At 65.7% G+C, this 15,321-nt stretch carries 13 protein-coding genes; 2 read left to right on the forward strand and 11 right to left on the reverse strand.

Annotated features, from left to right (window positions below; genetic code table 11):
* Nucleotides 1-5 precede the first annotated feature (5 nt).
* The 11 genes from ftsW to dinB form a co-directional block, all read right to left on the reverse strand.
* Complete coding sequence (ftsW, locus tag QFZ57_RS16840) at nucleotides 6-1,337, reverse strand: putative lipid II flippase FtsW (protein ID WP_306901017.1); 1,332 nt, start codon at nucleotides 1,335-1,337, stop codon at nucleotides 6-8.
* 2 nt (nucleotides 1,338-1,339) lie between these two features.
* Entirely contained in the window at nucleotides 1,340-2,917 is a 1,578-nt protein-coding gene (murD, locus tag QFZ57_RS16845) for a UDP-N-acetylmuramoyl-L-alanine--D-glutamate ligase (protein ID WP_306901018.1), read from the reverse strand.
* Nucleotides 2,899-4,008: a phospho-N-acetylmuramoyl-pentapeptide-transferase gene (gene mraY, locus QFZ57_RS16850; RefSeq protein WP_306631657.1), complete on the reverse strand. Its 1,110-nt coding sequence runs from the start codon at nucleotides 4,006-4,008 to the stop codon at nucleotides 2,899-2,901. Before mraY ends, murD begins: the two co-directional genes overlap by 19 nt.
* The gene (locus tag QFZ57_RS16855; protein ID WP_306901019.1) at nucleotides 4,005-5,468 is read right to left on the reverse strand and encodes a UDP-N-acetylmuramoyl-tripeptide--D-alanyl-D-alanine ligase; all 1,464 of its coding nucleotides are present in this window, start codon (nucleotides 5,466-5,468) and stop codon (nucleotides 4,005-4,007) included. Before QFZ57_RS16855 ends, mraY begins: the two co-directional genes overlap by 4 nt.
* A gap of 6 nt (nucleotides 5,469-5,474) precedes the next feature.
* On the reverse strand, nucleotides 5,475-7,106 hold the full coding sequence (locus QFZ57_RS16860) for a UDP-N-acetylmuramoyl-L-alanyl-D-glutamate--2,6-diaminopimelate ligase (protein WP_306901020.1): 1,632 nt from the start codon (nucleotides 7,104-7,106) through the stop codon (nucleotides 5,475-5,477).
* A gap of 96 nt (nucleotides 7,107-7,202) precedes the next feature.
* Nucleotides 7,203-9,008, reverse strand: coding sequence for a peptidoglycan D,D-transpeptidase FtsI family protein (locus tag QFZ57_RS16865; protein WP_306631660.1), 1,806 nt, complete (start codon nucleotides 9,006-9,008; stop codon nucleotides 7,203-7,205).
* A gap of 47 nt (nucleotides 9,009-9,055) precedes the next feature.
* Complete coding sequence (locus tag QFZ57_RS16870) at nucleotides 9,056-9,730, reverse strand: hypothetical protein (RefSeq protein WP_306901022.1); 675 nt, start codon at nucleotides 9,728-9,730, stop codon at nucleotides 9,056-9,058.
* On the reverse strand, nucleotides 9,727-10,719 hold the full coding sequence (gene rsmH, locus QFZ57_RS16875) for a 16S rRNA (cytosine(1402)-N(4))-methyltransferase RsmH (protein ID WP_306901023.1): 993 nt from the start codon (nucleotides 10,717-10,719) through the stop codon (nucleotides 9,727-9,729). The genes QFZ57_RS16870 and rsmH overlap by 4 nt, the downstream gene beginning before the upstream one ends.
* Before the next feature lie 167 nt (nucleotides 10,720-10,886).
* A complete protein-coding gene (mraZ, locus tag QFZ57_RS16880; RefSeq protein WP_018763545.1) occupies nucleotides 10,887-11,315 on the reverse strand; it encodes a division/cell wall cluster transcriptional repressor MraZ in 429 nt (142 codons plus the stop codon).
* A gap of 356 nt (nucleotides 11,316-11,671) precedes the next feature.
* Complete coding sequence (locus tag QFZ57_RS16885; RefSeq protein ID WP_306631663.1) at nucleotides 11,672-12,043, reverse strand: DUF3040 domain-containing protein; 372 nt, start codon at nucleotides 12,041-12,043, stop codon at nucleotides 11,672-11,674.
* A gap of 253 nt (nucleotides 12,044-12,296) precedes the next feature.
* Nucleotides 12,297-13,529, reverse strand: coding sequence for a DNA polymerase IV (gene dinB / locus QFZ57_RS16890; RefSeq protein ID WP_306632548.1), 1,233 nt, complete (start codon nucleotides 13,527-13,529; stop codon nucleotides 12,297-12,299).
* Nucleotides 13,530-13,705: 176 nt separating this feature from the next.
* Between dinB and QFZ57_RS16895 the strand changes: the two genes are divergently transcribed.
* Nucleotides 13,706-14,230, forward strand: a complete 525-nt coding sequence (locus tag QFZ57_RS16895; RefSeq protein WP_306901025.1) for a hypothetical protein — start codon at nucleotides 13,706-13,708, stop codon at nucleotides 14,228-14,230.
* Nucleotides 14,227-15,321 carry a polyprenyl synthetase family protein gene (locus tag QFZ57_RS16900; protein ID WP_306631665.1) on the forward strand — a complete coding sequence of 365 codons (1,095 nt, stop codon included), beginning with the start codon at nucleotides 14,227-14,229 and terminating at the stop codon, nucleotides 15,319-15,321. Before QFZ57_RS16895 ends, QFZ57_RS16900 begins: the two co-directional genes overlap by 4 nt.

Raw genomic sequence — 15,321 nt, forward strand, 5'->3', positions numbered from 1 at the left:
CGGGTTCAGGCACGCTTTCTGGAATTCTTTGGTTGTTTCTTGTCCCGCCCGGGCCGGGCCTTGAACTTCAGCATCCGCTTGGGCCGTATGGCCGGAGCCATCTGTTCCCGGGCCAGCGAGAGGACCACCCCGACGGCACACAGTGACATCAGCAGCGCGGAGCCGCCGTAGGAAATGAACGGCAGCGGCACGCCGATGACGGGCATCAGGCCGGTGACCACGGACATGTTTACGGTCGCCTGGCCCAGCAGCCAGACCATGATGGTGCCGGCCAGGACCCGGTGGAACATGTCCTCCTGTGCCACCACCACGCGGTAAATGGCAGCGCCAAGGATGGCGAAAAGGACCAGGACGACGACGGTCCCCACCAGGCCGAGTTCCTCGCCAATGATGGCGAAGATGAAGTCGTTGTGGGCTTCGGGGATCCAGCTGTACTTCTGCCGGCTCTGCCCCAGGCCCACCCCAAGCCAGCCTCCGGAGGCAAGGCCGTACATGCCGTTGGTGGCCTGGTAGTTGGCATCGATGCCGTCGGCGCAGGACTGCCCTGTCCACCAGGAGGTGATCCGGCACATGCGGTTGGAACTGGTGACGGCCATGACAGCGGTGCCGGCAGCGGCGAGGATGCCTGCGATGCCGAAGAGGTAGAGCGGCACGCCGGCGAAGAACAGGGCCGCGGCCATGATCATCATGATGATCATGGCGGTGCCGAGGTCGTTGCCCACGAGGATCAGCACGATGATGATGGCCGCCATGGGCACGGCCGGGACCAGCACGTGCTGCCACCGGCTGAGCAGCCTGCCTTTCCTGGCCAGCACCGTGGCCAGCCACAGGGCAAGCGCCAGCTTGGCCGCCTCGGAAGGCTGGAAGGTGATTCCGCCCAGGTCGATCCAGTTCCGATTGCCGTTGATCTCGTCTCCCACCACCTGCACCAGGACCAGGAGCACCACGGCAACCCCAACAGCGGGCCATGCGAGGCGCTTCAGCCACACGACGTTGATGCGGGAGAGCACGAACATGGTGAAGATGCCGAGCGCGGCGAACACGCCCTGCTTCAGGGCGTCGCCGTAAGGGGACTTCCCGGCAGCGATCGATTCGACGCTGGAGGCCGAGAGGACCATCATGATTCCGATAGCCGTCAAAGCCAGCGTGGCGCCAAGGATGAGGTAGTAGGTGGAGCCGTTGCGGGACGTGCCCGTGCCCTCCAGGGCGGACCAGAACCGGTGATAGATGGTCCGCAGTTTCGCACCCGCCGAAGCAGGCTGCCGGGTGGCCGTGGAGCCGGGGCGCGGCTTGCCCTGCGGTTTGCCACCCTGGGGCCGGGTAGGCGTGCTGACCATTGTTACTCCTCGCCGGTCTGGGCCTGCCCTTCCACCAGCTCGCGGACAGCGTCGATGAAAGTACCACCACGGTGAGCGTAGGAAGAGAACTGATCCATGGAAGCAGCTGCCGGCGCCATCAGCACGGTATCGCCGGGTCCGGCAAGCTGTGCTGCTGACGCTACGGCCCGGGACATCACCAGTTCTCCGTTGCCGGGGGAACCGGCGGGCGTGCCACCGGGCGCCGAAGCAGTCTGCACTCCTTCAGTGTCACCTGCCTCCGGCTCGATCACCGGGACATCGGGCGCGTGTCGCCGGAGGGCGTCCCGGAGCGGGGAGGTGTCCGTGCCGATCAGTACCACGGCCTTGAGCCGCGCCGCGTGTTCCCTGACCAGGTCCTCGTAGCTCACGCCCTTTGACAGGCCGCCGGCAATCCAGACCACGTTCGTGAACGCCGACAGGGAAGCGGAGGCGGCGTGCGGGTTGGTAGCTTTGGAGTCATTGACCCACAGGACGCCGTCCAGCCGGGCCACAGGCTGGATGCGGTGGTCGCCTGGAACGTAATCCAGGATGCCTTGGCGGACAGCCTTGGCCTCCACTCCGTAGGCGCGCACCAGGCCGGCGGCGGCGAGGGCGTTGGCCACCATGTGGCGCGGAGCAAGCGGGCCAAGATCTGCCATCGAGGCCAGTTCCGCGGCGCTGTTCCGGCGTTCCTCAATGAACGCCCGGTCCACCAGCAGCCCTTCCACCACTCCGAGCATGCTGACCGCGGGTGTGACGGTGGTGAAGCCGACGGCGCGGCAGCCCTCCACTACATCGGCGTTTTCCACCATCCGCTCGGTTTCCACCTGCTCCGCGTTATAGATGCAGGCCTTCTGGGTTCGCTCGTAAACCTTGGCTTTGTCCGCCAGATAGGAGTCGTAGGAACCGTGCCAGTCGACGTGGTCCTCGGCCACATTGAGGCAGACGCTGGCCACAGGCGAGACGGACTCCGCCCAGTGCAGCTGGAAGCTGGAGAGCTCGACGGCGAAGACGTCGTACTCCACCGGGTCGCGAAGGGCGTCCAGGATGGGGGTGCCTACGTTTCCGACGGCGACCGCCTTGAGTCCGGCGGCACGCAGCATCGATTCGGTGAGCCCCACCGTGGTGGTTTTTCCGTTGGTGCCCGTGATGGCAAGCCAGTCGGCCGTCTTCCGGCCTTCCCTGATTCGTACCCGCCAGGCAAGTTCGACGTCGCCCCAGACGGGAAGGTGTGCCCGGGCCGCTGCAGCGAGCAGGGCCTGGTCCGGGCGCCATCCGGGTGAGGTCACGATCAGTTCCGGGAGCTCGCCGTCGATGCGCGGGATGTGCGTGACGGCGTCCGGTCCCAGGAGCACGTCGGCGGCGCCCACGATCTTGAGGGTGTCGGCATGCGCCCGCGCGGTGTCACTGGTGGCAGCATCGACCACCACCACGCGGGCACCGAGTTCGACCAGGGTGTCTGCCGCGGCGAAGCCGGACACTCCGATGCCGGTCACGACCACGCGCAGGCCGGCCCAGTCGGAGTCCCAGGAGACGAGGTTTGCCAGGCGGGGGGAAACGGTCACAGCAGTACGACCCATTCAGCGTAGAAGATGCCAAGGCCCACGGCGACGAAGAGACCGCCCAGGATCCAGAACCGGACGACGACGGTCACTTCGGCCCACCCCTTCAGCTCGAAGTGGTGCTGCAGCGGCGCCATCTTGAAGACGCGCTTTCCGCCGGTGGCTTTAAAGTAACCCACCTGGATGATGACGGACAGGGTGATCAGCACGAAGAGGCCGCCCACGATGCCCAGCAAAAGCTCGGTCCGGGAGAGGATGGCAAAACCAGCCACCGCACCCCCAATGGCCAGTGAACCGGTGTCGCCCATGAAGATCTTGGCCGGCGAGGTGTTCCACCACAGGAAGCCCACCAGCGCGGCACTCAGGATCGCCGCGAGCAGCGCCAGGTCCAGGGGATCCCGGACCGAGTAGCAGCCGCTGCCGGTTTCCCGGGGGGAACCGCAGGCCTGGTTGCTCTGCCAGATGCCCATGAGTGTGTACGCGCCGAACACCATGATGGCTGCCCCCGCGGCGAGGCCGTCCAGGCCGTCGGTGAGGTTAACACCGTTGGTGGCGGCGGTGACGATCAGGTTGGACCAGATCACGAACAGGATCGCGCCGAGGACCGTGCCGCCGAAGGCGAGGTCGAGCCAGGGCAGGTCGCGGACCAGGGAAATCTTCGTTGAGGCGGGCGTCAGCCCGGCACTGTTGGGGAAGTTCAAGGCCAGGACGGCGAAGATAATGCCGACCGCTGCCTGGAGGATGAGCTTGGCTTTGGCATTGAGGCCCAGGCTCCGCTGCCGCGAGATTTTGATGAAGTCGTCCAGGAAGCCCACCAGGCCCATGCCGACCATGAGGAACAGCAGGATGAGGGCTGAGGCGGAAGGCCCGGGAGAGTCGGGGTTCATCATCAGCATGATGAGGTGCGTGAGACCGTAGCTCAGCAGGACGGCGGCCACGACGACGGTTCCGCCCATGGTGGGCGTTCCGCGTTTAGTGTGGTGCGACGTCGGTCCGTCGTCACGGATGAACTGGCCGTAGCCGCGGTGAACCAGGAGACGGATGAAAAGCGGGGTGCCCACCAGGGCGCACAGCAGGGCCAGGCCTGCGCCGATCAGCAGAGCAATCACAGCAGAGTGCTCCTTTCGTCGGCAGGGGTCGGGGTTGGGGGTAATGCTATCCGATCGCCCAAATGGCGAAGCCCCACGCTGTTGGAGGACTTGAACAGCACCAGGTCGCCCGGCTGGAGCTCGGTGTCCAGGATGTCGTAGGCCTCATCCACGGTCTCGGCAAAGAGGCACTCGTCCCCCCAGGAACCTTCCTGCACCGCGGAGACGTACAGGGCGCGCGCTTCCCGGCCCACCACCAGCAGCCGGGAGATGTTGAGGCGGACCACCTGGGTGCCCACGGCGGTGTGCTCCCGGATGGAGTCCCCGCCCAGTTCCAGCATGGCCCCGAGGACCGCCCACGTGCGGCGGCCGCGGCCAAGGTCCGCCAGCGTGCGGAGGGCAGCCCGCATGGACTCGGGGTTGGCGTTGTAGGCATCGTTGATGATGGTGACGCCGTCCGGCCGCTCGCTGCGTTCCATGCGCCAGCGGCTGGCAGCGGCCTGGCTGCTGAGCGAAGCCGCAATGTGCTCCCCCGGCACGCCCGCAGCCCATGCGGCTGCCGCGGCCGCCAGGAGGTTTCCCACGTGGTGGGCTCCAATGAGCCGGCTGCTTACATGCCGGGGGGCATCGCCGTCGGGCAGCTGGAGGTCGAATTCGGGGCTGCCCCCGGCATTGGTGTCAACGTTGAGTGCCTGCACCCGGGCGTCCTGGCGTGCATCTGCGGAAAAGCCCAGGACCTTTGCCGTGGTACGGCTGCGCATGGCGGCGACGCGTTCGTCGTCGAGATTGATGACGGCGGTACCGGCAGCGGAAAGGCCTTCGACCATCTCGCCCTTGGCCACTGCAATGTTCTCCACGCCCCCGAACTCGCCGGCATGGGCGGTTCCCACGGCCAGGACCACCCCGATGTCCGGCTTGACCATCTCCGCCAGGTAGCGGATGTGGCCAATGCCCGTTGCCCCCATCTCAATGATTAGGTAGCGGGTGTCGGCGCCTGCACCGAAGACGGTCAGCGGAACACCCACCTCGCCGTTGTAGGAACCCTGGGGCGCGACGGTGTTGCCTTGGGTGGACAGGATGCCCGCGAGCAGGTCCTTGGTGGTGGTCTTGCCGGCTGACCCGGTGATGCCAACGACCGTCAGGTGGTCGCCCGCTTCTGCACGGACCGCGCGGATCCGGCGGACGGCCTCGGCGGCAAGGGCGCCCATTGCCAGGACGGCGTCCGGAACCACGATCGACGGGTAGGCGGAGCCTTCCGGGGCTGTCACCGGACGCTCAACGAGTGCCAGGACGGCCCCGGAGGCAAAGGCGGCGTCAATGAAGTCGTGGCCGTCGGCGTGCTCGCCCGGCTTTGCGACGTAAAGCGAACCGGGGGTGGCTTCGCGTGAATCCGTCACCACCGAGAGGGGCGTAATTCCGGGATCGGCGTCCAGGCGCCCGCTGGTGATTTCGGCGATTTCCGCCGCAGTAAATGCAATCATCTCGGTCTAGGACTCTATCCGGTCGTCATGGAGAACGTTGAATCCCCTGGCTGTCAAGGCGTTGCGCAGCTCCACCCTGTCGTCCAGGGCAAGGTTGACGCCTTTCACCTCCTGCCAGACCTCGTGGCCGCGGCCCGCCACGAGGATGGTGTCCTGCGGGCGTGCCAGGGCCACGGCGTGCCGGATGGCTTCGTCCCGGGGGAAGACCTCCAGCAGGTCGGCGTGCAGGGACTCCTTTTCCAGGGCCTCCCGGGCGCCGGCAAGCACACCGGCGCGGATCGCTGCCGGGTCCTCGTCGTGCGGGTCGTCGTCGGTGATGATCACGGTGTCAGCGAGCCGGGCGGCGATGGCACCCATCGCCGGACGTTTGCCCTGGTCCCGCTGTCCCGTGGCGCCGAAAACGACGATCAGGCGGGAGTCGGGTTCCGGCGACCGGACTGCTTCCAGGGCCCGCGCGAGGGCGTCGGTGTTGTGGGCGAAGTCCACCACGGCGGCGGGCTGTTCAGCGATCAGCTGCATCCGTCCGGGCACGGCCACGGTGAACGGGTCGGCGCTGTCCAGGGCGGCCTGCAGGTCGGTCGCGTCCACCCCGGACGTGAGGACCATGAGCGCCGCCAGGGCGGCGTTGGCGACGTTGAAGCTTCCGGGCAGCCCGGTGTGGATGTTAAGGACGGCACCGGCGGGTCCAGTCAGGGTGAAGTCGGTACCGAGCCCGCGCGGGGAGGCCGTGGTCACGGTCCAGTCCGCGGGGGTCCGGCCGCTCGTGCTGAGCGTGGTGACCGGCACCTGCGTGCTGCCGGCCAGGCGGAGTCCCCACTCGTCGTCGACCGTGACAACGGCCCTGCGGGCCCGCCCCGCTGTGAAAAGTTCTGCCTTGGTGGCGAAGTAGCCATCCATGGTGTGGTGCAGGTCCAGGTGGTCCTGGGTGAGGTTGGTGAATCCCGCGACGTCGAAAAGCAGGCCGTCCACCCGCTGGTAGGAGATGGCGTGGGAGGACACTTCCATGGCTGCGGCGTCGAGCCCGCGCTCGTGCATGAGGGCGAGGAGGCCGTGGACCTCGGGCGATTCCGGCGTGGTGAGGAGGCTGGGGATCGGCTCCCCGCCGGCCAGGATTTCGATGGTCCCGATCAGGCCGGTCCGCTGTTCCAGCGCGCGCAGCAGCGAGGTGATGAAGTAGGTGGTGGTGGTTTTCCCGTTGGTCCCGGTGACGCCGAAAAGCCGCATCGGGCGGCCGCCGGCAGACTGGCTCCGGTAGATCATGGCGGAGAGCGGTCCCACCTCATTGCGCGGCTTGTCGACGACGAGCACGGGCACGGGCGTGTCCGCGGACAGCGCAAGCAGGCGCGCGCCGGCGTCGTCCGTGAGAACGGCTGCCGCCCCGGCCAGGATGGCGTCCGCGGCGAAGTCAGCCCCGTGCCTGCTGGCCCCGGGCAGGGCCACATACAGGTCGCCGGACTCCACGGTGCGCGAATTGATCGAGATACCCGTGATTTCCACGTCGGCGGCAGGAGCCGGTACAGCTACGCCAAGGGCCTGCCCGACGGCGGCCAGCGGGACGGCCGCTACGGCCGCGGGCCGGAAACGGGCCGGACTTTCATCCCGGGCCGTGTCGGGGCCGGGCGTGGTGAACTCTGACAAGGGGATCTCCGATGGTGCTAGTGCGTGCCCGCCATGGTTCGCGCCGGGCACTGTAAGGCGCTGGATGCTGCTGGTACTGCCGGCACGCCGCAGCGGCTACTTGGCGTACTGCGGCATTCTGGCCGGCTGGCCGGTTGAAGGCTGGACGTTGTAGGTCCGCAGCGTCTGGCTCATGACGGACCGGAACACCGGTCCGTTGGTGATGCCGTAAATGCTGCCCTTCGGCCGCTGGAGCACCACCTCCACAATAAACCGCGGATCATCCATCGGCGCCATTCCCACGATGGAGGCGGTGTAGCCGCAGTAGCCCGACTTGCCGTCGTCGCACGGTGATTCGGACGTGCCGGTCTTGGCCCCCACCCGGTAGCCGTCAATGCCGGCATCCTTGATTTCGCCTTCGGTGACGGCACTTTCAAGGATGTCCTGGACCTGCTGGGCCGTACTCTCAGAGACGATCTGCTGCGATGGCTGGGCGGGTACTTTCTCTTCCGCCCCGTCGGGGGAAATGTACGAATCAATCAGCCGCGGCTGCAGCATGACGCCGTTATTGGCGATGCTTTGGTAGGCACGGACCGTCTGAAGCGTGGACTGGGAAACACCCTGCCCGAACAGGACCGTGTACTGCTGGCGTCCGTCCCACTGGTCCGGGGGCGTGAGGATGCCCGATGCCATGGCGGGAAGCCCGATGTCCGGCGCCTCGCCGATACCGAACTTCTTCAGCCAGTCATAGCGCTGTTCCTTGCTGAGCCGCTGGCCTGCCATGACCGTTCCGGTGTTCATCGAGTAGCCGATGATCCCCGCCAGCGTCCGTTCCTCGGTGCCGTGGGTAAACGCGTCGCTGAACGTCTGGCCATCAACGGTGTAGGTGGGCGGAATGGTGAAGCGGTCCAGCGGACTGGCAAGGCCTTCCTCGATCACGGCTGCGGCCGTCATCATCTTCTCCACCGACCCGGGCTCATAGGCAGCCGTCACCGAGCGGACGCCCCGGTCCTTGGCTGCCACCAACCCCGGGTTGTTGGGATCCGGGGAGTTGGTGTCGGCCAGTGCGAGCAGGTTCCCGGTCTTGGCGTCCATCACGATGATGACGCCCCATTCAGCGCTGAGCTTGTCCGCCTGGCTCTGGATGGCCTGCTGGGCAAAGTACTGAAGATCCGAGTTGAGCGTAAGTTTGACGTCCTTGCCGTTTTGCGGCGGGGTCAGCTGGTCGAGACCCACCGGGATGCGGAGCCCGTCCGCGCCGATCTCGAACAGGCGCTTGCCGTCCTTGCCCTTGAGCTGGTCGTCCTGCGTCTGCTCGATGCCGGCCTGTCCGGTGGTGCCGTCCTGGAGGAAACCCACCACTCCGCCGGCCACTGCTCCGTTGGGGTAGACGCGTTTGCTGACGCCCTCGGCAACAATGCCGGGGACCTGGAGCTTGGAGATGCGGTCCTCGACGTCGGGCTTTACGTCCTTGGCCACAATGTAGTAGGGCTGTTCCCCGGTCACGGCGTCCCGGACGGCACTGGTGTCCATGCCCAGGGCCGCGGCAAGTTCGGAGATTGCCTGGTCGCGGCTGACATCCACCAGCTTGTCGTGCCCGTCAGCGTGGGGCTCGAGCCGTTTGTAGGTCTCGGTTTTGGTGTTGACGCGCTGGTCAACCACGATGTTGTAGCGGATCACGCTGTTGGCCAGGACGGTGCCGCGGGAATCCAGGATACTCCCCCGCTCGGCCGGCAGGACTGCTGACGTCATCCGGCTGTTCAGCGCTGCTTCGGCCATGCCGCCGACGTCGAGCCCCTGGACCAGGAAGAGCTTACCGCCCACCACCAGCAGGAGCGTGAGCATGACGCCCAGTCCCAGGCGCAAGCGCTTGGTGGCGTTGGGTGCCTTGCCTTTTCCTGCCTTGCCGGTCGTCTCCGCCACCGTGATATTCCTTGCTGCTCGACGCTGCTGCCTGTACTGCCTGCCGTCTACTGTCCGGGGGCCTTCTGCTGGGGTGCAGGAACCGAACCGCCGTGAAGCTCGGGGGCCGGAGTCGCGGCAGCTGCAGCCTGGGCCGCAGCGGCCTGCGCGGCGTCGGCGGCGGGTGCCGCAGCAGCAGCCTTGCCGGCGTCCGGAGCCGTGGCCTTATCCGCAGCTGCATCCTTGGACGCGGGCGGAACGATGAACTGGCCTGCCACCGCAGGCGACGGGATAACGGCTCCTGCCGCTGCGCCCTTGACTGCGGGGGTGGCCTTCCCCGTTACCGACAGCGTGGACAGGTCGATCTGGCCTTTCACGGTGGAGGCCACCATGCCCAGCTCGCTGGCCTTGGCCGCCAGGTTCTGCGGGGCCTCGAAATTCTGCACCTGCTGGGTAAGGTCCTGGTTCGTCTTGGTCAGGGTGCTCTGCTTGGCGCGCAGCTCCACCAGCTCGTACTGCGCGGTGGACACCGAGATGTTCAGGACCAGCACGGCAATCAACGCCACGGCGAGCATGGCAAAGCACATGACCACGAAGGGGGCCCGGCGCTTACGCGGCTCCGTGCGGACCACGGAAAGCGGGGTACGGCCCTTCCGGCCCGGCCCCGGTTCACCTGCCGGCCTGGTGTCGGCCGCCGAACTGCCGGAAACAATGGGAAAATTCTTGACGGCGGCGGTACTCATGCAGCTCTCCTGGCTCTGATTCGTTCTGCCGCGCGGAGCCTGGCGGAGGCGGCGCGAGGATTTTCGGCAATTTCGACGGCGGTGGGCACCTCAGTGCCTTTGGTCAGGGTCTTAAGTTCGGGCTTGTGCTCTTCCAGCTCAACGGGGAAGCCAAGGGGAGCAGAAGATTTGGACCGGGACTGGAGCACGCTTTTGACGATCTTGTCCTCCAGGGAGTGATAGGACATGACCACGATGCGGCCGCCGAGCGCCAGGGAATCGACGGCTGCCGGTACGGCCCGTTCCAGGACGTCGAGCTCCTCGTTGACCTCGATCCTCAAGGCCTGGAAAGTCCGCTTGGCAGGATGTCCACCGGACCTGGCGGCAGTGGCGGGAACCACCGAGCGGATCTGCTCCACGAGTTCGCCGGTGGTGGTGAATTTCTTGACCGCACGGGCTGCGACGATCCTGTTGGCAATCCGTCCGGCGAATTTTTCCTCGCCCCACTTGCGGATGATCCGGACCAGGTCTTCTTCGCTGTAGGTATTGACCACGTCGGCCGCGGTCTGGCCCCGGCTGGTGTCCATCCGCATGTCCAGTGGCGCATCAAAAGAGTAGGCGAAGCCGCGCTCACGCTCGTCCAGCTGCAGGGAGGAGACGCCGAGGTCCATCAGGATCCCGTGCACCTCAGCCACTCCGAGGTCTTCCAGGACGTCCTGGATCTCGTCGTACACCGCGTGGACCAGATCCGTCCGGGCTGCGAAGGGAGCCAGCCGTTCACCCGCCAGGGCCAACGCCTCCTCGTCACGGTCAATGCCGATGAGGTGGAGGTCGGGGAACCGCTGGAGCATTGCCTCGGAGTGACCGCCCATGCCCAGGGTTGCGTCCACTGCAATGGGGATTTCGCCTCGGAGTCTTGCTGCTTCAAATCCCGGTGCCAACAAATTGATGCACCGGTCGCGAAGGACCGGCACATGGCGTTCGGACGTGGGCTTGGGTTGATCGGTCATGCCTGGTCCTTTCCCGCCGTCGTTGTCACCTGCTGCTTCTGGGACCAGATCCCCATCCGCGCCTACCGTTCCGCCCGCCTGGCTCCGGGGAAGGTGAGCCAGGTTGGCAGCCGGTGGGCCGGCTGGAGATCTCATCCAAGAAACCACCTGCTGCCCCGCTCCGGGATTCAGAGAATGCCCGGAATGGGATCGTCAGTTTCGGAGAAGGCCGTCTCCTTCTCCGCAAGGTATTCATTCCAAGCCTGGGCGTCCCAGATCTCGGCGCGGGTTCCGGCGCCGATGACGGCAAGTTCCCTCCCGAGTCCTGCATACTCCCGGAGCGCCGGTGGAATGGTCACGCGCCCCTGCTTGTCAGGTACCTCGTCCGAGGCTCCAGAGAGAAATACGCGGATGTAGTCACGTGCCTGCTTGGAGGAGATTGGCGCCTCCCGCATTTGCTCGTGGACCCGTGCAAATTCCTTCTCACTGAAGACGTAGATGCAACGTTCCTGGCCCCTTGTGAGCACCAGACCGCTGGCAAGCTCCTCACGGAACTTGGCGGGGAGAATGATCCGTCCCTTTTCATCCAGACGCGGCGAGTGAGTGCCCAGAAACACTGGCCCACCGCCTGTCCGCTTTCAGGAACTGCACATCCCCTATGTTGCAACCACCCTCTTATGTCCTCCACATTACTCCACTTTCCACCACAGTCAACGCAAAGCGGCCTCCTGAGCAGCCTAGTTATGGGAAACGACCCTTGAAATTCGGCGGATTCCCGCCCGTGGTGGAAAGTGGAGGATTTTTCCTTCTGGTGGCGGCCCATCCAGTTCCACCAAACGTGCCTGGTACGGAAGGGCAGAAGTGAATTGCCCTTAAACGCCAAAAGACCCGCCGAAGCGGGTCTTTTGGTGCGGTCCCCTACTGCCAGGGGAGCCAAGTGGAGGAGCCTGGCACCGAAGGGGGGCGGAACCGCTTACGGTTCACCCCTGCGGCGTTCGTCCCAGCGCTCTTCGAGGCTGCTCATGAACGAACTCCTCTGCTTGCCGGGCTTTCCCCCGCCGGACTTGGATCCGGGCGTCCCGCGGGAACTTCGCATAGTAGCGAAGTACACTCCACCGCCCATGACCACGAAGCCCAATACGCCGACAAAGATGTTCTGGAGGGTGACACCGACCAGCAACAGGAAGACGCCGGCAAGTGCGCTGAGGACCCCAATGACAACATGCCTTGTGGACCAGGAACGCCCCGGGTCCGAACCCATTGAGTTCGCGAACTTCGGGTCGTCCTCGTGAAGCTGCTTCTCAAGCTGCTCAAGCAGCTTCTGTTCGTGCTCCGACAGCGGCATCACGACCTCCTTTTGTAGGCCAACGTCCGGGCTGATCCCAGCCACTACTTCTACTCCCCTAGAACGCCTGCTGTTGCTGGAAAGTTCCCGTCCCGCCGGCAGTGGCGGGAACAGGAATTCAGCATGCGTACGCGGGAGCGGGAGCATGTCCAAGAGGGTCCGGCAGTAAGTCCATTCACTCGAAAACTATGTATCTCCAAGGATAGATTGTTGAAGGCTGATCTGAAAGACGGCAACGACTTTGGGCTGGCCCTCAGGCGGGCCGCTGCGAACCGTCCGCGGGCCGGCTCTCCGGCTCCATCAGGCGGGCCGGCAGGACGGACTTGTTGCCGAATTTGCGCGTCACCTCGTCCAGCGCCTGCTCGGCCGCCCGCCAGTTCTCATCCCTGCGGTCAATGCTTAGCTGGAGCGATGTACGGGCCGCTTCCTCCAGCTGCTCGGCCCTGACCCCCACCAGCCGCACGGCCATGGCCCTGGTCCCGAGCGACTCCAGGAGCTGGAGTGCCACTGCGTAGATGAGCTGGGCACTGTCCACCGGGGTCTGGACTGTCCTGCTGCGGGTGATGGTGGAGAAGTCGGCGAAGCGCAGCTTCAGTGCCACGGTCCGGGCCACCATCCCGGAGCTCCGGAGGCGGGCCGCTGTGCGGTGGGAGAGCCGCAGCAGTTCCCGGCGAAGCAGGGCTTCATCGGCGGTATCAGCAGCAAATGTCTCTTCTGCGCCAATGCTCTTTTCAAGCCGCACCGGGGTAACGGGGCGCGGATCGATACCCCAGGAAAGCTGGTGCACGTGCTCCCCCGTGGCGCCCAGGACCTTCTTCAGGGAGGACACGGGGGTCGCCGCCACGTCCGCCACAGTCCTGATTCCCATCTTCGCCAGGACCTCGCCGGTCTTGGCGCCGACACCCCAAAGGGCACCCACAGGGAGGCTGTGAAGATAAGGCACGGTTTCATCCGGCCCAATGAGCAGCAGGCCGTCGGGCTTGCACCGGGTGGACGCGATCTTGGCTACGAACTTGGTTTCCGCGATTCCGACCGAGGCAGTGATGCCCAGCTCCGCTGCCACCCGCCGCCGGATAAGCTCTCCGATTCCCCTGGGCGGCCCCAGCCGGCGCAGTGCTCCGGTGACGTCCAGGAAGGCCTCGTCAACGCTGAGCGGCTCAACGAGTCCTGTGATGGATTCGAAGATGGCCATGAGCTGGCCGGACACCTCGTAGTACAGCTTGTGCCGCGGTTCGATCACCGCGGCCTGCGGACACATACGCATTGCGACGGCCATGGGCATTGCGGACTTTACGCCAAAGGCGCGGGCCTCGTAGGACCCCGAGAGGACCACCGAACGTTCGCCCGGGAAGCCGACGATCACGGGTTTGCCGCGAAGTTCAGGGCGCGTCCGGAGCTCCACCGAGACAAAGAATGCGTCCATGTCCACGTGCATGATGCAGGTGGGCCGACGGCCCGGCAGGCGCGCGGCGGATGGCTGGTTCATAGCTGCGGGCCCCACGGATGCAATCCTAGCGGTTTGTCTGCGCTGCAGAGTTTCCTGGACTGCACACTCTGTGGGGACCGCGCAGCTTGCCAGGAGTGCCCAGTTTGTCAGGAGTGCCTGGCGGGCTGGCTAAACTGGAGGCTGGTTCCGCCAACAACACCAGGAGGAAAGTCTCTGTGACGGCTATTGGAAACTTCAAGCAAGCTGGCCTGGCCGCACTTGCCGCCATTGGGGTGCTGGCCCTGGCGGCATGCAGCCAAACCCCGTCCGGGCAGGCAGAGCCATCCCAGTCCGCCTCCGTTGCTGCTTCCCAAGCCACCCTGACGGCCTCCCCCAGCCCCTCGGCGTCGCCCAACACCTCCGCAACGGTGGGGGCCGTGGTGGCGGGTTTCCCGCAGCAACTTCTGCCCCTGATGACGGGGGCAACGGTAGTTTCCAGCAGCATTGACAAGGCCTCTGCGCCCGCAACGGCCGCACTCGTGGGGACTGTCACCGCCCCCACTGCTTCCGTTATCGACTTCTATACCAAGGCTTTGGAAGGCCAGGGTTTCAAGGCCGTTCCCGGTGACAACGTGGGCGGGGTGGCTTCCAAGGATTTCGTCCGCGGTGACAACGAGACCGTTAACCTCTCGGTGGTCGAAGCCGCAGGCGTTTCCACCTTCACCATCGGTGCCAATGTGGCAGCTGAGTCGGCCAAGTGACGGCCGCCGAACAGTTGAGGAATGAGCAGGCCGACTTTGTGGCAGGGGTTGCCGGCGAGCTGACTGGTTTCCTGACCGAACGGCAGGCCGTGATGTCCGGCATTTCGCCCGATATTGAGCCCATCATGGGTTCGATCTCCAATCTGGTCACCGGCGGCAAGCGCCTCCGTGCCCTGATGTGCTACTGGGGCTGGCGGGGTGCAGGCGGCGAGGCCGGAGCGGGCCAGGTGGTCACGGCCGGTGCTGCGCTTGAGCTGTTCCAGGCGGCCGCCCTGATCCACGACGACATCATCGACCGTTCGGATACCCGGCGGGGCGGTCCCAGCGTGCACCGCCGCTTCAGCCAGCTGCACACCTCCCAGGGCTGGGCACTGGACAGCGAACGGTTTGGCCAGGCGGCAGCCATCCTTGCTGGCGACCTTTGCCTGTCCTTCAGCGAGGAGGCGTTCACCGATATCGGCGACCGGGCTGCGTCAGGGAGCAGGGCCAGGCTCATCTTCAACCTCATGCGCGCAGAGGTAATGGCCGGCCAGTACCTGGACATCCTGGAAGAAGTGGCGGGTCCGGTCCGGGACCGCGCCGGCGCCGTGGGCAGGGCACAGTCGATTATCAGGTTCAAGAGCGCCAAGTACTCGACCGAACACCCGCTCGCCCTGGGCGGAGCCCTTGCTGGGGCTTCCAATGAATTGCTCCGCGGCTATTCCGCGTTCGCCCTTCCGCTCGGGGAAGCCTTCCAGCTCCGCGATGACGTCCTGGGCGTGTTCGGTGATCCGCTCACCACGGGCAAGCCGGCGGGCGACGATTTGCGCGAAGGAAAGCGGACCGTTCTGGTGGCCCTTGCTCTGGACCAGGCCTCGCCGGAGGAGTCCGCGTTTATCGACGCCAGGCTGGGCACGCCCGACCTGTCTGAATCTGACATCGTCGAAATTCGACGGATTATTGAAGATTCCGGAGCGCTGCAGGCCACCGAGGTCCTTATTTCTGAATTCGGGGCTGCAGCATTCGACGCCCTTGACGGGCTTCCGTTGGACGAGTTGCCCAAGACCGCCCTGCGGAGGCTGGCTGAAGCGACCGTCAGCCGAGCCTCCTAA

The sequence above is a fragment of the Arthrobacter sp. B1I2 genome (assembly GCF_030816485.1).
Classification (GTDB): Bacteria; Actinomycetota; Actinomycetes; order Actinomycetales; family Micrococcaceae; genus Arthrobacter.